Source organism: Tepidisphaeraceae bacterium, assembly GCA_035998445.1.
Lineage (GTDB): Bacteria > Planctomycetota > Phycisphaerae > Tepidisphaerales > Tepidisphaeraceae > DASYHQ01.
This window is the reverse complement of sequence record DASYHQ010000033.1, coordinates 1-22,904: the sequence shown is the minus strand read 5'-3', so window position 1 is coordinate 22,904 and position 22,904 is coordinate 1. Positions and strand designations below refer to the sequence as shown.

The 22,904-nt window shown below is 65.1% G+C and carries 20 protein-coding genes and 1 tRNA gene; 8 read left to right on the top strand and 13 right to left on the bottom strand.

The window, feature by feature from the left end:
* Positions 1 to 39 precede the first annotated feature (39 nt).
* Positions 40 to 927 carry a phosphoribosylaminoimidazolesuccinocarboxamide synthase gene (locus tag VGN72_13500; GenBank protein HEV7300376.1) on the top strand — a complete coding sequence of 296 codons (888 nt, stop codon included), beginning with the start codon at positions 40 to 42 and terminating at the stop codon, positions 925 to 927.
* Positions 928 to 1,366: 439 nt separating this feature from the next.
* Here the strand turns inward: VGN72_13500 and VGN72_13495 are convergent, their stop codons facing one another.
* A complete protein-coding gene (locus VGN72_13495; protein HEV7300375.1) occupies positions 1,367 to 4,198 on the bottom strand; it encodes a pitrilysin family protein in 2,832 nt (943 codons plus the stop codon).
* Between the two features lie 469 nt (positions 4,199 to 4,667).
* Entirely contained in the window at positions 4,668 to 5,522 is an 855-nt protein-coding gene (locus VGN72_13490; protein HEV7300374.1) for an NAD(P)H-hydrate dehydratase, read from the bottom strand.
* Between the two features lie 153 nt (positions 5,523 to 5,675).
* Between VGN72_13490 and VGN72_13485 the strand changes: the two genes are divergently transcribed.
* Positions 5,676 to 6,605: a PP2C family protein-serine/threonine phosphatase gene (locus VGN72_13485; GenBank protein HEV7300373.1), complete on the top strand. Its 930-nt coding sequence runs from the start codon at positions 5,676 to 5,678 to the stop codon at positions 6,603 to 6,605.
* Positions 6,606 to 6,817: 212 nt separating this feature from the next.
* On the opposite strand, the gene queF is transcribed toward VGN72_13485, so the two are convergent.
* From queF to VGN72_13440, 9 genes are all read right to left on the bottom strand, one after another.
* Complete coding sequence (gene queF / locus VGN72_13480) at positions 6,818 to 7,240, bottom strand: preQ(1) synthase (protein ID HEV7300372.1); 423 nt, start codon at positions 7,238 to 7,240, stop codon at positions 6,818 to 6,820.
* A gap of 174 nt (positions 7,241 to 7,414) precedes the next feature.
* Positions 7,415 to 8,866: a DUF4340 domain-containing protein gene (locus VGN72_13475; GenBank protein HEV7300371.1), complete on the bottom strand. Its 1,452-nt coding sequence runs from the start codon at positions 8,864 to 8,866 to the stop codon at positions 7,415 to 7,417.
* Between the two features lie 51 nt (positions 8,867 to 8,917).
* Complete coding sequence (locus VGN72_13470) at positions 8,918 to 11,107, bottom strand: Gldg family protein (protein HEV7300370.1); 2,190 nt, start codon at positions 11,105 to 11,107, stop codon at positions 8,918 to 8,920.
* 81 nt (positions 11,108 to 11,188) lie between these two features.
* Positions 11,189 to 11,905, bottom strand: a complete 717-nt coding sequence (locus VGN72_13465; GenBank protein HEV7300369.1) for an ABC transporter permease — start codon at positions 11,903 to 11,905, stop codon at positions 11,189 to 11,191.
* 151 nt (positions 11,906 to 12,056) lie between these two features.
* Positions 12,057 to 13,025, bottom strand: coding sequence for an ATP-binding cassette domain-containing protein (locus tag VGN72_13460; GenBank protein HEV7300368.1), 969 nt, complete (start codon positions 13,023 to 13,025; stop codon positions 12,057 to 12,059).
* A gap of 542 nt (positions 13,026 to 13,567) precedes the next feature.
* Positions 13,568 to 14,449, bottom strand: a complete 882-nt coding sequence (locus VGN72_13455) for an exonuclease domain-containing protein (protein HEV7300367.1) — start codon at positions 14,447 to 14,449, stop codon at positions 13,568 to 13,570.
* Between the two features lie 297 nt (positions 14,450 to 14,746).
* A complete protein-coding gene (locus VGN72_13450; protein HEV7300366.1) occupies positions 14,747 to 15,223 on the bottom strand; it encodes a hypothetical protein in 477 nt (158 codons plus the stop codon).
* A 94-nt stretch (positions 15,224 to 15,317) separates the two neighbouring features.
* The gene (locus VGN72_13445; GenBank protein ID HEV7300365.1) at positions 15,318 to 15,503 is read right to left on the bottom strand and encodes a hypothetical protein; all 186 of its coding nucleotides are present in this window, start codon (positions 15,501 to 15,503) and stop codon (positions 15,318 to 15,320) included.
* 132 nt (positions 15,504 to 15,635) lie between these two features.
* Positions 15,636 to 17,309, bottom strand: coding sequence for a hypothetical protein (locus tag VGN72_13440; GenBank protein ID HEV7300364.1), 1,674 nt, complete (start codon positions 17,307 to 17,309; stop codon positions 15,636 to 15,638).
* A gap of 58 nt (positions 17,310 to 17,367) precedes the next feature.
* Between VGN72_13440 and dapF the strand changes: the two genes are divergently transcribed.
* The 3 genes from dapF (at position 17,368) to VGN72_13425 (ending at position 20,330) form a co-directional block, all read left to right on the top strand.
* Positions 17,368 to 18,267 carry a diaminopimelate epimerase gene (dapF, locus tag VGN72_13435; protein HEV7300363.1) on the top strand — a complete coding sequence of 300 codons (900 nt, stop codon included), beginning with the start codon at positions 17,368 to 17,370 and terminating at the stop codon, positions 18,265 to 18,267.
* A 452-nt stretch (positions 18,268 to 18,719) separates the two neighbouring features.
* Entirely contained in the window at positions 18,720 to 19,205 is a 486-nt protein-coding gene (locus VGN72_13430; protein HEV7300362.1) for a hypothetical protein, read from the top strand.
* A gap of 129 nt (positions 19,206 to 19,334) precedes the next feature.
* Positions 19,335 to 20,330 (top strand): redoxin family protein, encoded by a 996-nt coding sequence (locus VGN72_13425; GenBank protein HEV7300361.1) that lies wholly within the window; start codon positions 19,335 to 19,337, stop codon positions 20,328 to 20,330.
* A 76-nt stretch (positions 20,331 to 20,406) separates the two neighbouring features.
* Here the strand turns inward: VGN72_13425 and VGN72_13420 are convergent, their stop codons facing one another.
* Entirely contained in the window at positions 20,407 to 21,444 is a 1,038-nt protein-coding gene (locus VGN72_13420) for a hypothetical protein (protein HEV7300360.1), read from the bottom strand.
* Positions 21,445 to 21,524: 80 nt separating this feature from the next.
* Between VGN72_13420 and VGN72_13415 the strand changes: the two genes are divergently transcribed.
* From VGN72_13415 to VGN72_13405, 3 genes are all read left to right on the top strand, one after another.
* Positions 21,525 to 21,598: transfer RNA gene (locus tag VGN72_13415), tRNA-Val, on the top strand.
* A gap of 136 nt (positions 21,599 to 21,734) precedes the next feature.
* Positions 21,735 to 21,956: a hypothetical protein gene (locus VGN72_13410; protein HEV7300359.1), complete on the top strand. Its 222-nt coding sequence runs from the start codon at positions 21,735 to 21,737 to the stop codon at positions 21,954 to 21,956.
* A gap of 121 nt (positions 21,957 to 22,077) precedes the next feature.
* Complete coding sequence (locus VGN72_13405; GenBank protein ID HEV7300358.1) at positions 22,078 to 22,587, top strand: RDD family protein; 510 nt, start codon at positions 22,078 to 22,080, stop codon at positions 22,585 to 22,587.
* A 118-nt stretch (positions 22,588 to 22,705) separates the two neighbouring features.
* Here the strand turns inward: VGN72_13405 and VGN72_13400 are convergent.
* A partial coding sequence (locus VGN72_13400; GenBank protein HEV7300357.1) for a hypothetical protein occupies positions 22,706 to 22,904 on the bottom strand: 199 nt, incomplete at its 5' end.

Sequence of the window (22,904 nt, the reverse complement as noted above, 5' to 3'; positions counted from 1 at the left end):
TCCTTGGCGGTTCATCCCTCTTCCCTTAATCTGCCCGGAATGCTCCACGACGCGCTGCTCGAAACGAACCTGCCCTTCCCCAAGCGCACCGGCAAGGTACGCGACGTCTACGACATCGGCGACTCGCTGATCATCGTCGCGACCGACCGCATCAGCGCGTTCGACTGCATCATGCCCAACGGCATCCCGGACAAGGGCAAGATCCTCACGCAGCTCAGTATGTTCTGGTTCGACCTGGTAAAGGACGAGTTCGCGCACCACCTGATCTCCGCCGACGTCGCCGACTATCCCAGCCAGGTGCAGCCGTTCACCGACGTGTTGCGCGGCCGATCGATGTGGGTGAAGAAGGCCAGCGTCGTGCCGATCGAGTGCGTCGCCCGCGGCTACCTGGCCGGCAGCGGCTGGAAGGAATACCAGCAATCCCAAACCGTGTGCGGCGTAGCGCTGCCGCCCGGCTTGAAGCAGTGCGACAAGCTGCCGACGCCGATCTTCACCCCCGCGACGAAGGAAGAAAGCGGCCACGACATCAACGTCTCGTTCGACGAGACGGCACGCCTGATCGGCAATGAATTGGCATCGCAACTGCGAGACCGCACCTTACGCCTCTACGGCCGCGCCGCCGACCACGCCCGCAGCCGCGGTGTGATCATCGCCGACACGAAGTTCGAGTTCGGCCAACTGCCCGACGGCTCGCTGATCGTCATCGACGAGGTCCTCACCCCCGACAGCAGCCGTTTCTGGCCCGCCGACACGTACGAGCCCGGCCACGACCAGCCGAGCTACGACAAGCAGTTCGTCCGCAATTGGCTGGAAACGCAACCATGGGACAAGCAGCCGCCCGCCCCACGCCTGCCCGACGACGTGGTGGCCGGTACACGCGCCCGCTATGTCGAAGCCTACGAACGACTAACCGGCAAGACGTGGTAAAGGTCTCTCTTCTGTAGGACAGGCATTCCTGCCTGTCTCTCCCCCCGTCTGCCTCTCCCCCCGTATTCGGCCTTCTGTAGCACAGGCATTCTTGCCTGCGTCTCTCCGGTATTCTCTTTTGGTGGGGCGGACTATTCCTGTAGCGGCTTGGGGTCTGGGTGCCACGGTTTGGTACTCCAAGCCGTGTCGGCTGGGTGACCCACAGCACGGCTTGGAGTACCAAACCGTGGCACCCAAACGCTGCGGCAAGGTGCGCCCTGCTCTAGGACAGAAGACAGAAGAGACACAGGCAAGAATGCCTGTGCCACTGAAGAGAGGCAGAGAGAATACGGGGGAGAGCGGGGGGAGAGACAGGCAGGAATGCCTGTCCTACAGAAGAAGACAGGGCGAGGCGTGCGGTGCCGCGATGGGGTCGAGGCACCGCACGACTTCGCGTTGTTCACGCCGCTGGCTTCAGCATTTCAGGCGAGGGTGCCGGTTGCGTCGCGGGCTGGCCACGCTGGGCGGGCATGGGGCGCACTTCCACCTCACCCAGTTCCTTTAACTGTCCCTCGGTCGCGGCCGCGGGGGCGACGACGACGATCTTCAGATCCTTCGGGTCGGCGTACTTCGTCATCACCTCGCGCACGGCGTCGGCGGTGACCTCGGCGATGCGCTTGGGGTAGTTGTCGTAATAGTCGATCGGGTAACCGTTCAAGATCCCGTCGACACGGAACTGCGCCTGCTGCTTGATCGTGTCCAGCTGCATCAGCATGCTGCCGGCGACGCGCGTCTTGGCGTCCTTCAGTTCCGCGTCAGTCACGTTCTCCTTCCGCATGCGCTCGATCACCGTGTTCATCGCTTCGATCGCCTCGGCGGTCGTCTCGACGGCGGTGTCGGCGTTGGCGATGAACTCGCCGCCGTTGCGCTTCGGCTGGAAGATGCCGACGGCCGTGTAGACCAGGCCCTTCTCCGCCCGCACGTACTTCATCATCCGGCCATCAATGCCGCCCGACAAAATGCGGTTCGCCACGGCGCCGGCGAACTTGTCGTCCGTATGAATGTCGTACGCGAGCGTGCCCATGCGCACGGTCGCCTGCTTACCTTCCGGCCGATCGACCAGAAGGATGCGCGGGCTCGCGGGCGGCTTAGGCGTGTAATCGACATCACGATCGTTCACCGGCTTGCCCGGCGCCCAACCTTCAAGCAGCTTCTCGGCCTGCGCACGAGCCGATTCCACCGTCACGTCGCCCGAGAACACCAGGATGGCGTCGTCCGGCCGATACGCCTGCTGCCAATACTGCTTCACGTCATCCAGTTCGATCCCCGACACCGTCGCGGGCGACGCGGAGCGGCCGAGCGGGGTGGGACCGTAAATCGCCTGCATCAAATCGCGACTGGCGACGCCGCTGGGGCTTTCCATTTCCACCTGAAGGCCGCTAAGCGTCTGCGCCTTCAGCTTGGCAAACTCGTCGGCGTCCAGCCGTGGCTGGGTCAGCATCGCGCGCGTCTGCGACAGGCCGTGTTCGAATTGATCAGTGGTGGATGAACCGTTGATCACCGTCACGTCGCCCCAATCGTCGGCCGACAGGGAGATGCCGCGCGATTCGAGGTCCTTCGCGAACTCGTCGAACGTCTGATCCTTCGTGCCGCGCTGCAGCAGCTGGGCCGTCAGGCCGCCGACGCCAAGCTGGTCGTCCGGCACCGAATGGCCGCCCTGCCGCATGGTCAGGCCCCAGTTGACGAGCGACAGGCGATGGTCGGGCATGACGATGACGCGCACGCCGTTCACGTCGATCTCGGTGCCCTTCTCGAACGCCTTGCCCATCGGCAAATCGGCCAGCGGGGGCGCGGTGGGATAATCGGCCGGGAACTCGACCACGCGTGCTGCCACCGGCGCCGTGGCGGCCACCACAGGCGCCTCGGCGATGGCGGCCACCTGGGTGGCGGCGGTGCGGGCGGCGGCGCCGGTAGGGTCGGGCTGCACGACCAGCGTCGTGCTGGCGCTGGGCTTAAGATATTCCTTGGCCACGCGGTTCACGTCGGCCACGGTGATCTTCTCCAACCGGTCCAGTTCCGTGTTCACGCGCGACGGGTCCCCCGCCAGCAGCGCTTCACCACCGAGCTGCGATGCGATGTCCTCGCTCGTCTCGCGCCCGCGAACGACGGCGACGCGCACCTGCGTCTTGGCCTTTTCCAGTTCCTCTTTGGTCACGCCGTTCTCGCGCACCTCGGCGAGCACTTCCTCGATCGCCGTCTCCACAGCGGCGGGGTCGGCCCCCTGCAGCACCGTTGCGCCAATGCCGAGGATGCCCCCGTCCTGCAAAGTCAGTGGGCTGGCGTAGCTGTCGACCGCGACGGGTTGCTCGCTGTTCACCAGCTTGCGGTCCAGCCGGCTGCTGCTGCCACTGCCGAGAATGCTCGCGAGCAGGCTGATCGCATCGGTGTCCGGGTGCGTGTACGGCGGCAGGCGGAACGCGCGCGTCACCTGTGGCAATGGCACGCGCTGCGGGCTGATCACCCGCCGGGCGGCGTCCTGCTCGGGCTCTTCGGGGATCGCGCGCTTCACCTCGGGCCCGCGCGGGATCCAGGCGAAGTACTTCTGCACCATCTCCTTCGCCGCCGGCACCTCGAAGTCGCCGGAGATGACGAGGATGGCATTGTTGGGCACGTAGTAGGTGTTGAAGAACTCCTGCAGTTCGTTCACCGGCGCCGCCCGCAGGTGGTCCATGTTGCCGATCGGCGTCCAGCGGTAGCTGTGGGTCGTGAAGACGTTCTTCAGCAGGTCCTCGTACACCGTGCCGTACGGGCGGTTCTGCCGCATGCGCCATTCCTCGGCCACCACCTTGCGCTCGGTCTGGTAGATCTCCTCCGACACCTTGAAGCTCGCCATGCGGTCGGCCTCCAGGTAAAGCGCGGTGTTCAGGTGGCTGCTGGGCAGCGTCTGGTAGTACACGGTCTGGTCGAAACTCGTGTAGGCGTTGGACGTGCCCCCGACGCCACCGACGAGCTGCATGTGTTCCTCGGGCTTCACGTGCGCGCTGCCGCGGAACATCATGTGTTCGAACATGTGGGCAAAGCCCTGGCGGTCGGGCCGTTCGTCGCGACTGCCGACGTGGTACAGCACGCGCACGTGAACCACGGGGGCCGTCTTCAGCGGCGCGTAGATGACGCGCAGCCCGTTGTCGAGGGTCTCCGTCTGGAACTCGATACTCGCCGGCCCCTCGGCCGCGACCGCCAGGCGACCGATGAATCCAACGATCAGCAACAACACGCAGACAGTTCGACGCATATCGATTCTCCAGCAAGAGGCCCGTCCCTATACCACCCACGGGCGGCGCTAATGTTACGGTAGCCGATGCCGGGTGACGAATGAACGGCCGAAGCAATCTCAAGTGGACCAACGCGATCTGGGAAGGAAGTGGACAGTGAGGAACGGAAATCTGTACTGAGCGTAACACTGTTCAAGCTCGTCAGCCTGAGGTACTCCGAAGGATCTACCTCAGAGGGTGTCAAAGAACACGGTCGCGGCTGCCTTGGCCGTGGCATGGGCGTCTCGCCCATGCGTGTGGACTGGAATGAGAAGCTTTTTTTGTTGGCCGCTGTGCCGACCAAGCCGCTGCAACCAATTTTGCCTTGCGGCCTCACCACACGCATGGGCGAGACGCCCATGCCACGGTCGGAGCGGACGCGGCGTCGTTCTTTAACACCCTCTCAGGATGACGGTGGTGCGCAGAATGCATACGCGCCGTGAGAAATGTTCACTTTCCCATACGAGCGATCGCTTGCGAAAGACAATCCACCACATCGCGCGCCAGCACGCTGCGCAGCCCGAGCTTCTTTCCCGCAATCTCCCCCGCCAGCCCATGCAGGTGCGCCCCTAAGCACGCAGCGTCGAACGGATCGGTGCCGATCGCCAGCAGCGCGCCGATCAGCCCGCTGAGCACGTCACCGGTGCCCGCCTTCGACAGCGCGCTGTTGCCCGTGCGGTTGACGTACACGCGCCGACCATCGCTGATGACCGTGCGATGCCCCTTCAGCAGCACGACCTGCCCGAACGCGGTCGCCGCTTTGCTGGCGATGGCGGCGCGGGCGGCATCGTCGGTGGGCACGTCGGTGACGTCGATCAGCCGGCCGAGGCGCTTCATCTCGCCGGGGTGCGGCGTCAGCACCGCGCGCACCTTCACATCGCGCGGCCACGCCTTACCGGCCGCTAGGATGTTCAGCGCATCCGCATCCAGCACGGCCGGCTTGTCGTGACGAAGCAGCGCCAGGACGTGCCCCTTCGCGTCCGCCAGCTGACCCATGCCCGGCCCGATCACCAATGCGTCGGCGGCGTCGGCGGCGTCGCGCAAGCGCCGCTTATCGTCGCGCTCGCCCAGTGGCAGCCCCACCAGTTCCGGCACGACCGATAACACTGCCAGCAGCGACGCGCGCGGCGTCGCGACCTGCACCAGCCCCGCCCCCATGCGCAGGGCCGATAAACCCGCCAGCGCCGGCGCGCCGATCATCGCGTCGTTCCCGCCCACCACCAGCACGCGCCCGAACGACCCCTTGTGCCCCTCGCGCGGGCGTTTCGGCAAGCGCGGGGGCTCCGTCAACGTCTTCAATGCCATAAGGCCATCATACCGCGACCGCCGCCCGCGGCTGATGCGCTTTCTTCACGAACTGCGCGGAACACATTAAGCAGCAAGCTGCAGATGCCGACGAAGGAACTAGCCGGTCTACTCGTTTCAACCCCTTCGCCCCGCCGATGCGGAAAGGTTTCCATGGCGTCCCGCTCAGCTTTGCTGCGACTCGTCAGTGACGATGCAACCCCCGAGGCCGATCCAGCCAAGGGCGACGCCGTCTTGCCGTTGCACGCGCAGGTGGAGGCGATGCAGCTTGAGATGGAACAGTTGAAGTCGGAACTGCACCTGCTGCGCCGGCGCGACGAGACGCTGAACTACTGCATGCACCGGATCGACGAGGAACTGCGCCTCGCCGCCAAGCTACAGCAGGACTTCCTGCCGCGCACGATGCCGCAGATCGGCAACGTGCACTTTCACACGCTCTACCGCCCCGCCGGCTACGTGAGCGGCGATTTGTACGACGTCTGCCGGCTGGACGAGCAGCACGTCGGCTTCTGGATGACCGACGCCGTCGGCCACGGCATGCCCGCGGCGCTGCTGACGATGTTCATCAAGAACGCGTTCGTGACGAAGGAGATCAGCGCGACCGGGTATCGATTGCTAACGCCCGGCGAAACGTTGAGCCGCCTGAACGAGGCGATGGTCGAACAGAACCTCTCGCAGGCCACCTTCGCGACGGCCGTCTACGGCGTGGTGAACGTGCGCACGCTGACCGTCCGCTACGCCCGCGCCGGGCACCCGCTGCCCATGCTGATGAAGCGCTTCGGCGAGATCGACATGCTCGACGCCGACGGTGGCCTGCTCGGCATCTTCGGTGGCGAGGTCTACGAAACCCGCACCGTCCACCTCACGCCCGGTGACCGGTTGATCTTCTACAGCGACGGCGTCGAGGTCGCGTTCGGCGTCGGTGAATCGATGGACACCCACCGCTGGCGCCACGAGCTGACCGAGCGCCGGGAACTGCCGACGGAAACCATGCTGCACGAGTTCGCGATGCAGATGGACACCGAGACCGGCAGCATTCAGCCCAAGGACGACCTGACGATCATCGCGCTCGAAGTCCGCTGATAACCCGCCCGCCGCCCCCGCCGCCCCGCTGCACGAATCTTCTGCGCCGCGCCCGTTGGCGTTGCTAGGGCGTACCAGGCGAAGAAAAAAAAGAAACCGCGGAGACGCGGAGAGCGCGGAGATAGAGGGAGAAAAGAAGAAGTTTTTTTCTCTTCTCCCTCTGTCTCCGCGTCCTCTGCGTCTCCGCGGTTAATGATCGCTCTGCCCCGCCGTTACTTCTTCCGCCCGCGCGGCGATTCGTAGGTGGCCGTCACTTTTCCACCGGTGCCACCGCGTACGGCGAACTCGCCGACGACGCGCATGCGCTGGGGCTTCAGGGTCGCGACGAGGTCGTCGAGGATCGTGTTCACCACGCCCTCGTAGAAGATGCCCTTGTTGCGATAGGCGAGGTAGTAGAGCTTCAGGCTCTTCATCTCGACGCAGAGCTTGTCGGGCACGTAGGTCAGCGTGATCGTCGCGAAGTCCGGCTGGCCGGTGACCGGGCACATGCTGGTGAACTCGGGGAAGTCGAACTCGACCTCGTACGGCCGACCTGGCCGCGGGCTGGGGAAGGCTTCCAGGATCGTGCGCGGATGGTCGATCTGCTCAGGGGTCAGGATCGATTTGGCGCCAAGTTGAGTGAGCGGTTTAGGCATGTTTGCGGCTTCGACTTTTCTCAAAAGGGCGAGACGCGCCATCGACCCAAACCGTCATCCTGAGGTACTCGGAAGGAACTCCCCCCGTACTCGCCGCGGGAAGAAAGAGACCCTCTGGAATACCTCAGGATGACGAATTTTTCGGTAAAGCGCGCTCGCCGTACACAGAATTAGCTACTCGTTCACCATCTTCGCCTGCAGCGTCGTCAGCAACGCCTGCGGGGCCTCGAAGGTCAGGCCATTGTAGGTGACGATCGGGGCGGCGTCATTTCCGCTGTCGATGACGCGCAACTCGTACCGCTCGCCGGGCGAGGGGCCGACCGGTGGCACGGTGATCGCGAGCGAATACGTCGCGGCGGGTTGGGCAACCAACGGCGGCGTCTCGATGAACTTTTCGGCGCGCAGCGGGCTCAGCGCCGCCAGCAGCGCCTCGACCGCGGCGTCGTCGGCGGGACGGTCCCCAGCGACCCACTTCGACTGCGGCTCAGCGGGCTGAATTGCCGCCGGCGCGGTTGCGGGACCAGGGGTCGGCGCGGGTGGACCGGCCGGTGCCGGCGCGTCGGCCGTGCGGCGGGTCAGCGCGATCGTTTGATTCGCTGCCGGCGCGGTCGTCGGTCGCGTGGTGGCGGGCGTGTTGATCGCCAATTCGACCGTGCCGACGTTGGCCGGCTCGAGCATCAACACCTGGCGGTCGCGCAACTCGATCGGCTTCTTCTCGAACGCCTCGGCTGTGCTAGCGGGCAGCTTCACGACCGCATCGATGCCCGATGCGACCGCCAGCACGCCGCTGCGCGAGATGTCGCTGTAACGACCCATCGTGATCGTCTTCATCGCCGGCTGGGTGGTGGCGGGTTGGGATGAGGGTGGCTCGGTCGCGTACGCGATCGTCAATCGCGGTTGGCCGAGCAGTGCGATGTCGGCGCCCTCAGCGATGAACTCCTGCGCCCGCAGGCCGGTCAGGCTCGTCAGCAGGCCACCGACGGTCGCGGCGTCGGCGGGCATGGTGGTGGGCGCAACGATGTTCCACTTGCCACCCGACCTGGCCAGTTCGATCGTTTGATCTCCTCGCTTGATCGACAGCTGTTGAATCGCATCGCTAGCCACCTGAACCAGCCGGGCCTGCCGATAGGCGCTGGCGGGCTTCTTCAGGCGATCGATGAGCGATGCATTTACCATGTCGGCGCGCGCGTTGTCGTCCACCTTCACGTAAAGATTCTCACCGACGCTGGAGGCCTGCCCGACGCGCACCTCGTGCGACTGGCCGTTCGCCTCCAGCTTCACCACGTAGCGTGGCGAGTCGAGGCCGGTCGCCGGAGACGCATCGACCTGCCCGCGGCTTTCTAGCGCGGTGATGTCGCGCACTAGGTCGTCCGCCTCAAACTTTTCCGCCGGCGCGGCCACGGGCTGAGTCAACTGCCAGTTGCTATCAGTGGATTTCGTTAGCGCGACCGCCTGGCCCGCAGAGGGCGTTACGGTGATCGCGGTCACGTCGGATGAGTCAACAGTCAGCAGCGGCCGATTCGCCATCGTCGCCGCGGGCTGGTCTTCAGGCGAACCGCGGAACATGACGATGATGCCAACGACAACGAGGGCAACCAGAAGCAGTAGGGTCGATTTGAAGTTCATGGCTGTTACGGGTCTCTCCTTCGCCAGTCGGGCGAGGAGAACGGAGTAGGACTAATCGCGGCGCGTGATGTAGACGGTGACACCGGCCAGCACGATGATCAACGGCAAGCCGATCAGCAGCACGCCGACGCGCCAGAACGACAGCGTCGCCGGTGAAATCGGACCGATCCGGCTCACCTCCATCGCGGCCGGGCTGATCGCGATCATCGGCTCCATCTTCGCCAGCCAGAAGATGCTATTGGTGACCAGCTCCGCATTGCCTGGGAACCGTGCCGCGATGATGCCGCGGCGGGCCATGTCGTCATCGAGCAAGTTCAGGTACTCGTTACGCGCAAACTGCAGGCCACCCAGCACGACCAGCCGACCCTTGTCCTGCCGATCCAGCACGGCACCGGCAAACAGCGGTTGGCCCACATCACCACTGGCAGCGTCGAAGGTCGGCACGGCCGACTCGCCGGTCATCAGCGACTGCACGTCGCTTTCGGCCCAAGCGGGCGGCGCGTTGGGAATTGGCAGGATCGGCGTCGCCGTCACGCCGTCCTTGGGTTCGATGCGCACGGGCAGCAGTGGCACCATCACGCTGTCCAGCGAGCGCAGCGGTTCGGTGAGCAGGTGGTCGCCGTACTCGTTCAACACGAAGACGGGCGGCACCTTCTTGGCTTCCTCGATTGGGTCAGACGCCTGACCTTGCCCGCCGGGCACCGGCTCGTGAACGATGATCTGCTGCGGGTTGATCGATACGCCCCACTCGGCCAATGCCTCGGTCATCGCGTCGGCCTGCAGGGTGTTCAGCACGAGCGCCGATCCACCTCGGTTCAGGTGTTCCATCACCTTCGGCGAGATCGTCGGTGATGGCATGCCCATCGGGCCTTGGCCTGTGGGCGTGTTCAGCACGATCCAGATGGCATCGGCGAGTTCTTCATCCGTTGGCTCGGGCGCAGCGGGCATGCCCTGCATCTGGGCCTGCATGGCGTATTGGCCGGACAGGTCCTTCTCGATTACCTCGAAGTTGTAGCTGCGCAACCGGTCGGCGATCGCGCTGAACGGCCCGCCACGGCTGTACATCGGGATGCCGGGCTCGGCGACCGGTGGGCCACCGGCACGCACGAACGCGATCTTGCGCGGCGTCTGCGTCAGCGAGAGGATCGCCGTCGTCACCTGCTGTTCACCGGCGAACTGCGGACGGGTGATCTCGGTGGCGCTGATCGACCGGCGGTCGTTGGGCGCCTGCCAGACCTGCTCGGCCGCCAGCACGCGCATGTCCTCGTCGCCAAGCACCAGAATCGAATCGCGAGCGCGCAGGCTTTGGCGCAGCGTGTCGAGCTTCAGCTCGCCGAGGCCTTTCACCTCATCCAGCACACTCGTAGTAAGGGCCCGAATCGCCTCGTAGCGCGGCAGGCTTTGCTCGATGTACGCCTTCACGTTCGCCGGCAGCTTGTCGCTGGCCTTGGCGTCGTTGAACGCGGCGATGATCTGCCCGAGGTAGCCGTCGAATTGCTCCGTGCCGCTGCGAATGGCGTCGGTGGCGCCCTTGTAGTCGGGCGGCTTTTGCTCGAGCGGGGGGACGATCAACTGGTTGATCTGCTCCAGCGCCCGCGGGAACTGCGCGACGGTGAACTTGGCGGCGTCGATCGCCTGCAGCTGCGGGTCGTTCGCGTCGGCGGGCAGCTCGACCTGCGAGACGGCGGCGGTCTCCTCGGCGGCGAGCCGCTTGATCTCGGGGAAGGTTTTATCGCGGTACGTGTCGATGAACTCACGGTAGCGCGTCACCTCACCGCCGTACTTTTCGGTCAGGTCGGCAACAAGCGCGTCGACCTTCGCCGGGTCGGCCAAGGGGTCGATCATCTCGGACTTGATGTTGCCACTGGCGCGGGCGTACTCGGCCAGCAAGTCGCGGACGGCGTCGTAGCGGAGTTGTCGGTCGGCGGCGCGGTCGGCGCGCACGCGGCGGTCGGCGTCGGATTCGGTGCCGCTGCGCGCGTTGTATTCATCCGAAGTCGGTGCGCTGTAAAGGCTGATCAGGCGCACGGGCTGCTTTACGTCCGCCACGATCTGCTTCGTCTGTGGCTTCAGGCTGTACTGGCCCGCGAGCGTAGTGTCGATGCGACGGCGCGACGACTGCGCGAGGTAGATCAGCAGCACCGCCAGCGCGATGACGACGACGCTTGCGATCGCGACGTTGCCGCCGTACTTCAGCCAGCGCTGTTTTTGCGATTCGGGTTGGTTCGTTGGTTCAGGCATTTTCACGTACCACGGGCGGCTCGCCCGTGATTCTTTCTTGCAAATGCGAAGACACGGGCGGGCCGCCCGTGGTACGCCAGGTCACTTCCACCGCCGTGCTTCCAGCACCTTTACGGTCAGGAACAGGAACACGCCGGTGATGGCGACGAAGAAGACGACGTTGCCCAGGTCCAGCACGCCCTTCGAAAAGTCGTTGTACTTGGCCATCACACCTTGTCCGGCCGCGTTGCGCCAAAAGCCGCTTAACGATGCTTTTGTGCTGGCCCACCAGGGGAGGACGGTGACGAGCACCAGCACCGCCGCCGCGCTGACGGCCGCGACGACCTGGCTGCGCGTCAGGCTGCTGCAGAACAGGCCGATGCTGGTGAACAGCGCCCCCACCAGCAGCAGGCCGAGGTAGCCACTGAAGATCGGGCCGTAGTCGGGCGTGGAGTACAGCCGCAGCAGCACGACGTACAGCAGCGTCGGCAGCAGCAGCACGGCGAAGAACGCGAACGAGCCGAGGAATTTTCCCAGCACCACTTCGGCGTCGTTCACCGGCGCAGTCATCATCGTCTCGACGGTCCCGGTCGCGAACTCCTGCGACAGCAGCCCCATCGACAGCACCGGCACGATGAAGACGAGCAGCCAGACCATGTACTCGAAGATCGAGCGCATCGTCGCCGGCTGACCGGGCTGAAAGTCGTCCCAGAAGCTAAAACCGGCCGCGAGGAGGAACAGCACCATCGCGACGTAGGCTAAGGGTGAGAAGAAGTAGCTCGCCAGTTCACGGCGAGCGATGACGGTGGTGCGGGTCATTCGAACACTTCCATTGAATTTCTCTGATCCCCTCTTCCGGTACTCCGGGGGAGGGTTAGGGTGGGGGTGATTCGAACTGCTGACGACTCAGAAAGAACGAATTACCCCCACCTAGCCTCCCCCGGAGTACCGGGAGAGGGACCGGACGTTGTCACTCGACACTTTTGGCCACCGCTTGATTCGCCGTCACGTTGATAAAGAACTCTTCAAGCGTTGCGTGTTCAAGACGAATCTCGCGCAACGGCCAGCCCTTGCCGATCACCGTGCGGGCGACCTCTTCGCGAACGTCGTAGGCCTCTTTCGGGCGGACGGCGAGCGTGACGTAGCCATCCCCCGCGTGGCCGTTCGTGTTCGGCAGCGTCTCCACCCGGCCGACGCCGCTGAGGTGCGACAGCGCGATCTCGATGTCACGCGCGGGGCCGCGCGCTTCGACCAGCACGCGGGCCTGCAAACGTCGGCTGGCGCGCAGTTCGTCGGGCGAACCCTGAGCGACGATCTTCCCACCGGCGATGATGATCGCGCGGTCGCAGACGGCCTCCACCTCGGGCAGAATGTGCGTCGACAGCATCACCGTGTGCTGGCCGCCCAGTTCCTTGATCAGCTTGCGGCTCTCGCGGATCTGCGTGGGATCCAGGCCCACCGTCGGCTCGTCCAGAATCAGCACCGGCGGGTTGTGCAGCATCGAATCGGCCAGGCCGACGCGCTGGCGGTACCCCTTCGATAGATTGCCGATCACGCGCTTGCGCACGTCCGTCAGCCAGCAGCGATCCAGCACGTAGTCGATGCGCTGCCGCCGCTCGGCCCGCGGCATCTTGCGCAGCCGCCCGCGAAAGTCGAGGTACTCCTCAACGCGCATTTCCAGGTAAAGCGGGACGTTCTCGGGCAAATACCCGATGCTTTCCCGTACTTGTTTCGATTGTCTGAAGATGTCGAACCCGTTCACGCTCGCCCCGCCGCTCGTGGGTGGCATGTAACAGGTCAGCATGCGGATCGTCGTGCTCTTGCCCGCGCCGTTGGGCCCGAGGAAGCCGACGATCTGCCCTTTGGGCACTTCGAAGGAGATGTGGTCGACGGCCAGGTGTTGGCCGTAGGCCTTGGTCAACTCGGTGACTGATATCACGCGTTAGGTCCTCGTTGTCGCGCTCGGGCGTCGCCAAGAAGAACTGGCCCAAGCGTGGCGAGAATTGGTAAAGACGGCGGGCCCGGCTGTCAAGATGGCCGGCGGCCCCGCACGCGCCGCTCGCCCCCGTGTATACCCGCCTGCGGCCGGGAAGTTGCAGGCCCGCGGCGAATCCGACCCCGCGTCCCGCCCGCTCAGCAACGGACCCTATTGTGTAGCGGTTTGCTCTCTGGGTGCCACGGTCTGGTACGCCAGGCCGTGTCTTCCTTGGGTAGAGAAGACACGGCCTGGCGTACCAGACCGTGGCACCCGAACGCTACAGCGAGATGCGCTCTGCTCTAGGAGGTCATGGCGGAAGTAAGATCGGCGAGCCATGATGCATCATCAGTCACCCAACGTGCATCATGGGTCGCCCATGATGCATCATCGGTCACCCAGGATGCATGCTGAGTCACCGCGGATGCATCCTCAGCCGCCGGATCCTGTGCCATGGGTCGTCCGTGATGCATCTGGAATGACCCATAATGGGCGGGCGGGCGGGGTTAGCAGGGACCGGGGAGGCCGGCGGCATCGGTCGTCTCATCAACCCGCTTCAGCTGGACGATGCGATCGAGCTTGAACGTGCGGTTGGCCTGGCGCATGCGACAAAATGCGACCAGCGTCAGTTCGCCCTTGAACCGCCGAACCTGCAGCGGCTCGATCACGCGTTCCGTGCGCGCCCCGCGGGCATCTAAATATTCCATGATCACCGGCCGGCGGAGATCCAGCGCCTCTTCCAGTTCGTACGGCAACAGCGACTCGCGCGGCGAGACCGGCAGCAGCCCCATGGGCCCGCCCTGCTCGCGCATTACGTCGCACACGCACGCGGTCCAACCACCCACGGGCTCCATCAATCGTTGGAAGACGCCGGCGGTAGTTTGCGCATCGGCCAAGGCACGGTGGGCCACAGCGGGACCCAGCCCCAGCCGGGCCGCGAGCCGTTGCAGCCCGTTGCCGCCGCGCCCGAACCGCCGCCGGGCGATGCGGACGGTGTCGAACACGGGTGTGGTCGGCCCGATGCGTTGCGGCAGATCGATTTGTGATCGCCGAAACTCGCGCAGCAGGAACGAGAGATCGAACCGCACGTTGTGGCCCACGATCGCGGCGCCGTCCATCAGGGTCGCGATGCGGTCGGCGAAGTCGGTGAAGGTCGGGCGGCCGGTGACCATGTCCTGCGAGATGCCCGTCAGCGCGACCACGCCCGCGCCAATGCGCCGCTGGGGGTCGATCAGCTCCTGCATCTCGGCCACGGTCTGGCCGGCCTCCATGCGGACGATGCCGATCTCGATCACGCGGTCGCCGAGTTCGGCGCTGGCGCCGGTGGTCTCCACATCGACGAACGCGACCGGGGTCTGGTGAAGGGGTTGGATCAGGGAGATGGGCATGAGGCTAACAACGCTCGCGACGTCCCGTGCACCGCGCCACAACAGCTGGCGCAGGTGTTAGGGCATTGTAGGCGTTGTGGGGCAGGAATGTCGCGCCAAGGACGCCAAGGGTCCAAGGAGGCCAAGGATGAAGAGCCAAGCCGGTAGGTGCGCGCGGGGCGTCCCCGGGGCCATCGGGCCGGATTACTTCTTTTGGCGTGCTTGGCGCCTTGGCGTCCTTGGCGCGATTTCTCTCTGTCGATGGGTCGAACGATCACCGCGATCTAGGGCTCGCATGGCCCGATAGGCAACGCGAGATCACCCCATCGCAACGCCGATGATGTCCCCTTCGAACACAAGGGTGCCGTTCACCAGGCCCTGCACGGTGCTGTGGAACCGGCCATGCCGGATCCAGTTTTTCTGCAGCACGATGTGCAATCGCTGGCCGGGCGTGACGGCTTGGCGGAAGCGCACCTTGTCGACGGCGCCGAAGCCGATGAAGCCGGGGGCCTTCTCGATGTACTTCATGTAGAACGAAGCGAGCTGGGCGGCGGCTTCGATCATCAGCACGCCGGGGTAGAGCGGGCGGCCGGGGATGTGACCATCGACCCAGAACTCGTCGTGGCGCACGTCCTTGTACCCGATGATGCGCCCCAGCTCGCCGGCCGCGTAGACGATGGCGTCGAGCTGCTCGATCTCACCGCGGTGCGGGATCACCTCGCGGATCACGTCCTTGCCGTACAGGACCTTGTCGAGGTCCATCCCACTGATGTCGTACAGATATTGAGGGGGCATGTGCGCCTGATCAGAAGAAAGAAAGGTAAAAGGGGGTTTCCCTTTTACCTTTCGATTGGGTTGAACGGTTGAGCCTGTTACGACCGGTCGCGACTTAGGCGACGTCGGGCTCAGCTTCGCGGCCTTCGAGGATCTTCTTGCGAACCTCCTGAGCAGCGGCCTTGATCTCCTGCATCTTCTTGCGGACGCGCGTGCCAGCGGCCTTGTTGCCACCGGCGCCCTTGTTGACGTCTTCTTCCGCTTCCATGACCAGCCGCTTCAACGATTCGTATTCCTGCATAGGTGCCTCCAAAAGACCGTTTGTGGGGGAAAAATCTAGCTGCGCGGGGGTAGGGTGTCAATTCTTGCCGGTCTGGGGAGGAGATTATTGGTCGGGCACCCGCCGGCCGAATGGCGCTGCCGGGCGGTTCGCCTAGCCGCGCGCAATCGCTGACAGCACCACGTCAGCGGACAGAATTGGCCCGTCATCGCGAGCGCTGGCGGTCCCCTGCATCGCGCTGCGGGCGTCGATCAGGAATCGTGGCAATGTGCTGGCAGCGGTGATCACCGGGCGGTTCTGGGCGTCAATCTCATGCACGAAATCCATCGGCCAAGGTCGCACGAGCACGGCCCCGTCCACCGCCTGATCGAACGCCGCCTGCGACCGTACCTCGCCAACCGCCTGGTCACGGTAAGCGGTCGTCTCCCAGCCTTTGCCATGCAGGGAAACGGGCAAGTTGGCCGTAGATAGCGCCCCCGCGACGCCGATCGCGTAGGCGGGCAAAATCAGTTTCTCGACGAAGGCGGCCCGGTCGATCGTCGCGGGGTCAATCGTGGCCTGGCGCAATTGGCGGTCCAGGTAGCCGTTGACGTCGGTGCCCAGACGGAACGGGCTGCGCGTCAGTTCGTTTCGAATCATCTCCCAAAGCAGGCGATGGCTGGAAAATTCCTCGGTGAACGCGGGGACGGCCAGATCGCTGACGTCGGCCAGCAGCGCGATGCGCGGCTCGGGCGCAGGACGCGAGTTCCGTTCCACTGTCGGCCAGCCGGCTACCGCGACGCGATCGGTGGGCCAGCCGGCGTTCGTCGCGAGCCGCTCCCAAGCAGGTTCCGTCACCAGCAGGCGATCGTGCGGCCCGACAGCGGTGAAACTTGGCACGCGCGGTGTGGTCATCCACGTGATCCACGGCAACTCGGTCGCCAGCAGGTTGGGGTGGTCCGCCCGCGCCACGTCGGCCATCACGATCGCATCGCACGCGGCCGCTGCCGACGCGATCGCCAAGGGGCTGGCGGTGGTTGGGATGTCCGTGTCGATAACCATCCAATCCACGCCCACGTGCTGCGGCGTCGTCTTCAACAGCGCGCCCGCCAGCACGCTGCCCGCATTACCCCACAAGCGGAACCGCGACGGCGCCGCAACCGCGATCTGCAGCACGCAGTGCCGCTGGCGGACACCGGCATTCCGCATCGCGGTGATCTGAATGGCCCGGGCGGCTATGGCATCGTTGAAGATCTGACCCGCGGTAGTGATGACGGCGCCCGCGGCGCCTTCTTCCACGTCGGGCGTGCGGATGTACCGGCTGGGGATGGGCAGGCCCGGATGATCGCTCAGCAGCCGTTGCAGTTGATCGGCCCAGTTTGGCCCAATCGCCCACCAAAGCCGCTTGGTGGTCATCGCGTCGGAAAAATCCTCGCAATGCAGCGCGATACACGCAGCGGCCAGATCAGGCTGAACCACGATCACCGCTTGCTGTGGATCGATGCGGCCGAGCAGTTCGCGTATTTGGACCGCGTGGGTCGGCGCGACGGCGCAGCTGACCGCGGCGCTACGGTCGACGTCCTTCAGCATCATCGCCGCCGACCGTGCCGGCAGCGAGTTGCCGCCCCACCAGTGGCTATCGAGCATCGCAGTAAGTGCGCCGTCGCGGCCGAAAGTCCATCGCGCGTCGGCGGGCGGTGCGATCAGATGATTCAGAAGGTCTGGCCGAGTCGCCGCCATCGCCGCGCGGTTCGCCCGCATGTTCGCGGCCGCCTGCGCGTCGGCCGCGGTGGGTGACGAGACCGGGCGCACGGCGTCGGTGATCGGGGGCAGTTCCAGCAGCGTCATAACCTGATTATCGGGCCAACCTTGGGCCGCCCATGAACATTGGCTATGATCGGGCCTTATGCGATTCACGAAGATGCACGGCATCGGCAACGACTACGTCTACGTCAACGGTTTCGACCAGCAAGTCCCCGACCCCGCGTCTGTGGCGGCGAAGGTCGCCGACCGGCACTTCGGCATCGGCGCCGACGGGCTAATCATGGTCCTGCCCAGCGACAAGGCCGACGTGCGCATGCGCATGTTCAACGCCGACGGTAGCGAAAGCGAGATGTGCGGCAACGGCGTCCGCTGTGTCGCCAAGTACGCGTACGACCACGGTTTAACGAAGAACAACCCGCTGACCGTCGAAACCGGTCGCGGCGTGCTGCCGATCACCCTACAAACCGCCAACGGGAAGGCGACCGCAGCGACCGTGAATATGGGCGAGCCGATTTTGGATCTGGCCCAGATCCCCGTTCTGGTCGACCGCGTCGGCAAGCAGCGCGGCCCCAACACGCACCAAGTCGGTGTCTCGCAAAACAACGCCGGCGACCCTGCGATGCACCGTGGTCGCGGGCGCGCCCAGCGGCCGTGGTTGATGGATATGACGTTCGTCTCGATGGGCAACCCACACGCGGTCATCTACACCGACGACGTGAAGGGCATCGACGTCGAACGCTTCGGTCCGTGGATCGAGCACGACGTCGCCTTCCCGCGGCGCATGAACGTCCACTGGGTGCAGGTCGTGTCGCGCAGCGAGGTCATCATGCGCACCTGGGAACGCGGCAGCGGCGTCACCCTCGCCTGCGGCACCGGCGCCTGCGCCGTCTGCGTCGCCGGTGTGCTGACCGGCAATACCGACCGCACCCTGCTGGCCCATTTGCCGGGCGGTGATCTGCAACTGGAATGGCGCGAGAGCGACAAGCACGTCTACATGACCGGACCCGCGACGGAAGTTTTTACGGGTGAATGGCCGGGGTGAGTTCGTCCGCGTGAAGAGCAGATGAACCGCGGAGGCGCTGAGGACGCGGAGATAGAGGGAGAGGAAAGACCGGACCGATAGGTGCATGGCCTGATCCCCTCCGCCCGGAGCATGGGCGTCTTGTCCATGATTTTGGCCGCAGCGGAAGACGCTGTGGTGGTGGTCACAACGATTAGGCCGGTTGCAACTCAATCTTGATTCTCGTTCTCGTCCTGCTGACGGGCCATGGGCGAGACGCCCATGCTCCGGGCGGATCTGAACCACCCTCTTCTCCCTCTGTCTCCGCGTCCTCTGAGTCTCCGCGGTTCGTCTTCATCAACGGCAGGATCCTGGCAACCTGTACCGCATCTGCCAGCGGTATCAATTCCCCACCAGTGCCCGGCTGCATTTACGTCACTCCGCCGTCACCCGCCCTTCACGCCACTGCGAAAGCGGCCGATGCCAGTGGTGATATGCCAGACACTATCGAACCATCGTCCCCAGTGGTCGCCCCCAGTTACGCCGGCATTATGAAGGGTGCCGTGGCGGCCCGGCAGGAGGCCGTGTCGTGCGAGCGTCTCGCTGGCATCCTGCTGACGGCCGGCGCCCTCGTGGCGGTGGCGACGTGGGGATGGGCGGCGTGGGCGGTCGTCGGGTGGCGCAACGGCTGGGCGGCGGACGTCTCCCCCGTCGCGGTCGTCGCGATTACCGCGGTCGGGTTCGGCCTGTTCCTGCTGGCCTGGGTGATGTGCGGCAACTTCCGTCGGCGCGGCTTAACGCTGCGCCTTACCGCCGATCTCGCCCTGGCGCAACGCGACGTCGCCGTCAACAGCTATCGCAACCCCATCATCCAGATGCCCGCCCCACTGCCGGCCGAGCCACCAGTCGCCGCCGGTCGCCAGCGTCCGCTGACGCCCCCCGCGCCGCGCATGCCCACGCCCCTCCTGGAAGCCGCGTAGTTCTACAGACGATCAGAACATGCCTATCCGACGGCGGGCCCACCTTCGGTGAGCCGGCACCCGCGTCGCTTCGATTATCGCACGAGAACGTGTACCATCTCCCCCGCACCACATTGAAGGGGAATTGAAATGCGTTTGTTCCGTCACGTGTCATTTGGCCTCCTGATTCTCTGCGCCACCACCACCGCCGCGTTCTCGGCTGGCAAGGCCGGCGAGGAGGCGCCCGACTTCCCGCCTGGCGTGTTCAGTGATGGTCAGCAGTACCGCTTGGCCGACTTGCGCGGCAAGGTGGTGGTGCTCTTCATGTACGAGAAGGACTGCCCCACTTGCCGGGCCAGGACCACGCGCGAGTTCAATCCGATCGTCGATCAGTACCGCGACAAGCCCGTGAAGTTCATCGCGATCGGCGCCGGCGACAACGCGGCCGAAGTGCGCCAGTTCATGGGCCAGACCCAGATCAAGATGCCCGTCTACGTCGACGCCTTCTCGATCATGGAAAAGCGTTACGGACAGACGATCTCGCTGAACAACATTCATCAGTGGCGCGTGATCGACCCCGAGGGCAAGATCGCCGGCTACCGCCCGAACGACGACTGGATGGAAAAAGCCATCGCCAAGGCATCATGGCGGTTCAAGGACAAGGGATATCACCCCGCGTTAGCGCAGGCGGTCGAGCACTTCGAGTGGAATCGGTACGACCTCGGCATGAAGGCGCTGAAGCCACACCGCAAGAGCAAGAAGGCCGACGTCGCCGAGTCGGCCCAGAAGCTGTACGACACGATCAAAGCCGAAGGCCAGGTCTGGAAGGCCGACGCCGACGCCGCGATGGAGGCCAGCCCCGCGGTGGCGTTTGACGGTTACACGAAGTTGAAGGCGATCTTCGAGGGTGATACCGAGCTGTTGGCCGGTGTTGACGCGAATTTGGCCAAACTGAAGACCGACAAGGCCATGACGGCCGAGCTCGCCGCCCGCAAGATGATGGCGGCGCTGGCGGCCCAGTCGAACAAGCCCAATCCCCCCGCGGCCAGCGAGATGGCCGCCGGTTACCGCGCGGTCGCCAAGAAGTATCCCGACTCCCCGAGTGGACAAGCTGCCGAGCAGTTGGCGAGCGAACTGGGGTCATGAAGCGCACGGGAACTTCTCGGCCGTTCATCTCGCGGTTGCCCTGATCGTGCGACGTGCGTCGCCGAGGGCATGACGCTCACTTTGAAGCGCCTTCATCCCGTCGCAGCCAGATCGTCGGTGATTTCGACGTCTCGTTGCCCGTTTCCATGCCGACGATGCTCGTTCCCGGGCCGACGTAGAGCCAAGCCAGTCGCCGCCACCGGGGTGAGACCGCCTGCAGCGCCGCTGGCACACCGGTGGCGGCCTGCACGTCACGGTACAGGAGCAGCATCGGGATCTCAGGGCCGACGTAGTACGCCAGCGACGCCCTGCCAAGGCCAAGTTCGGCCGCCCGTTCGTGTTCGACCGATCGCAGGACCGGCCAACCGACGGTGTCGGGGTCGCTGGTAAGCCGCATGTCGGCCGGCGCGCGGTCGACCGTCCAGCGGTCGACCTGCTGCACGTCGCCTGTCGTCACCACGACCGTCACCCTCTGCCGTACAACCGTGGCGTTGGCATTGCCCCAGAGGACCAGGCCAACCGTCGCCAGTGCGCTGGCGCCAATGACGCCCCACATCGCCCAGCGGCGCAGCAGGCTTGCGGCGAGCGCCGCCAGCGCAAACAGCCCCACCAGCAGCACAAGCCTGCGGCGAAGTTCAACGGGTCGCCCGGTCGGGCGCACCTCGATCGCGTCGTACGCCGTTGGTGACAAGAACCGCGACGGTCCGGCGACGGTGTACTGCGTGGTCCAACCCATCGGTGATCGTTCCCACGCCCACGGCCCGGTCGGTTTGGCATCTGCTTGCAGCACGACGCGCGTGCCATTGGCGAGCAGCGGGCCGATCAAGCCACCCGCATCGGTCGCACGCGCAGGGCCAAAGATGACGGCATCCGGCGATTCCCAGCCGATGCCGGTGATCGGCTGTTGCACGGTGACGACGCGATCATCGGGAAAGAGCGCGGTCGCGTCGTCGGGCGACGCGCCGTCGATCCAGACGACCTTCTCGTCGGCGGTGAGGTTCGGCATCACGCGCGACGAATACCGGGCCGTCGGATCGTCCTCCAAGGTCATCGTCGGCTGGGCCGACGCGATCACGGTAACGCTCAGAATGACGAGACCCATCCATCGCAGCATGCGCGCCATTTTATTCGGCGCGATCCGAAGGACAACGGCAGTTGATTTGCGGCCGGCGCGAGACGATCATGGAGCGTGCCGGGCGGTTAGCTCAATCGGCTAGAGCACCTGCTTTACACGCAGGGGGTTACGGGTTCGAGTCCCTTACCGCCCATTCGTCCTCCCAACCGGCGCTTGCGAAAGCTGGTGGCCATCTCCAAAACTTTCGCTTGCATCGCCGCAGAGCCATGTCATAATTCGAGTCGACTGAGGGTTTTCCCCCAAAGATGTTTTGTGACCATGAGGGTTACATGAGATCGGCCATTCGCGCGATGCGGCAGTTCCTGGGCGACGCGTTTAAGCTAACCGCTGCGGTGGGAATCATCCTCGGTGGCTTCGTGCTGTACGCCAAGTACATGGTTTACGACGACACGACCGCGCGGCAACAGCAAGACACCCTGCAGCCCATCCGATCCTTCAATGCCGGTGCCGCGCCGGCGGCCGCCCGTTCGCGTTTGGATGATCTGCGATAGGCGCGACCGTCCGGACGCGCGGCCGCGCCGGGTTACCCCTCAAACTAGCCGCGGACCTCGTTGTGCTTTTCAACCCATCTGACGCATGGAGTCTCGGTGCATCGACTACAATCGATGCACCATGGCAACCCCTGAGCCTGACGTGACCGAGTTCGGTGATCTTGCGATCGACACGGGCGCGCTCCTCGGGCCGCGGCTGCACGCTGCGGAGGTCGACGTGCTCGTCACCGGGCTGCTCTGCCTAGGGCTGTTGGCGACAGCGGGCCCGCTGACGGAGACGCCCCACTGGGCGTGGAAGCCGGCCGCGGCGGTGCTGGGGGCGCTTAGCCTCCTCGAATTGCTGACCGGAATTACGCCAGGGAAGTGGCTCTACGGACTGACGCTGCGCAATCCCGGTGGCATGCCCGCCAGACGGCCGGCGCTACTGGTACGGGGGTTGGTCCGGCAGGCGCCGCTGGCGATCTTCGTGGGCAGCCTATTCATCCGGCAGTCGCCGTTGAACGTGACGATTTTGTTCCTGTCGTTCGTGATCGCCTGCTGTTACGTCTCGGGGTGCTACATCCTGTTCATGCGCATCGGGCAGACCTTGTTCGACGCAGTCGCAGGCACGCGACTGGCGCGACGCGCGTGAGGTGACGGAGTTGGGGGCCATTTCATATTACCACGGGCTTGCCCGTGGTCTTCTTCTGACCGACGCGAAAACCACGGGCAAACCCGTGGCTATATGGAGAGAGAGAGGGACTCCACCTCTACTTCGCTGTGCTGGCCAGCATCGTCGCCCAGAGGACGTTGACGGCCGAGCTGGGCTCGTAGCCGATGATGCCGTCCATCTCCGGGCCCAGCAGGCCGGTGCTGATGTCGTCGCGGCTGACGATGACGGCGACGCGGCCGTCCTTCTCGATCCCCTGCAGGCGCGGCGCCGTCGTGCTGCCCACGCCCTGCATGCGG

Excerpts from the sequence above, each read along its gene's own strand:
- VGN72_13500 (HEV7300376.1), top strand. The coding sequence starts at position 40 with ATGCTCCACGACGCGCTGCTCGAAACGAACCTGCCCTTCCCCAAGCGC.
- VGN72_13495 (HEV7300375.1), bottom strand. The coding sequence starts at position 4,198 with ATGCGTCGAACTGTCTGCGTGTTGTTGCTGATCGTTGGATTCATCGGT.
- VGN72_13490 (HEV7300374.1), bottom strand. The coding sequence starts at position 5,522 with ATGGCATTGAAGACGTTGACGGAGCCCCCGCGCTTGCCGAAACGCCCG.
- VGN72_13485 (HEV7300373.1), top strand. The coding sequence starts at position 5,676 with ATGGCGTCCCGCTCAGCTTTGCTGCGACTCGTCAGTGACGATGCAACC.
- queF (HEV7300372.1), bottom strand. The coding sequence starts at position 7,240 with ATGCCTAAACCGCTCACTCAACTTGGCGCCAAATCGATCCTGACCCCT.
- VGN72_13475 (HEV7300371.1), bottom strand. The coding sequence starts at position 8,866 with ATGAACTTCAAATCGACCCTACTGCTTCTGGTTGCCCTCGTTGTCGTT.
- VGN72_13470 (HEV7300370.1), bottom strand. The coding sequence starts at position 11,107 with ATGCCTGAACCAACGAACCAACCCGAATCGCAAAAACAGCGCTGGCTG.
- VGN72_13465 (HEV7300369.1), bottom strand. The coding sequence starts at position 11,905 with ATGACCCGCACCACCGTCATCGCTCGCCGTGAACTGGCGAGCTACTTC.
- VGN72_13455 (HEV7300367.1), bottom strand. The coding sequence starts at position 14,449 with ATGCCCATCTCCCTGATCCAACCCCTTCACCAGACCCCGGTCGCGTTC.
- VGN72_13450 (HEV7300366.1), bottom strand. The coding sequence starts at position 15,223 with ATGCCCCCTCAATATCTGTACGACATCAGTGGGATGGACCTCGACAAG.
- VGN72_13445 (HEV7300365.1), bottom strand. The coding sequence starts at position 15,503 with ATGCAGGAATACGAATCGTTGAAGCGGCTGGTCATGGAAGCGGAAGAA.
- VGN72_13440 (HEV7300364.1), bottom strand. The coding sequence starts at position 17,309 with ATGACGCTGCTGGAACTGCCCCCGATCACCGACGCCGTGCGCCCGGTC.
- dapF (HEV7300363.1), top strand. The coding sequence starts at position 17,368 with ATGCGATTCACGAAGATGCACGGCATCGGCAACGACTACGTCTACGTC.
- VGN72_13430 (HEV7300362.1), top strand. The coding sequence starts at position 18,720 with ATGCCAGACACTATCGAACCATCGTCCCCAGTGGTCGCCCCCAGTTAC.
- VGN72_13425 (HEV7300361.1), top strand. The coding sequence starts at position 19,335 with ATGCGTTTGTTCCGTCACGTGTCATTTGGCCTCCTGATTCTCTGCGCC.
- VGN72_13420 (HEV7300360.1), bottom strand. The coding sequence starts at position 21,444 with ATGCTGCGATGGATGGGTCTCGTCATTCTGAGCGTTACCGTGATCGCG.
- VGN72_13410 (HEV7300359.1), top strand. The coding sequence starts at position 21,735 with ATGAGATCGGCCATTCGCGCGATGCGGCAGTTCCTGGGCGACGCGTTT.
- VGN72_13405 (HEV7300358.1), top strand. The coding sequence starts at position 22,078 with ATGGCAACCCCTGAGCCTGACGTGACCGAGTTCGGTGATCTTGCGATC.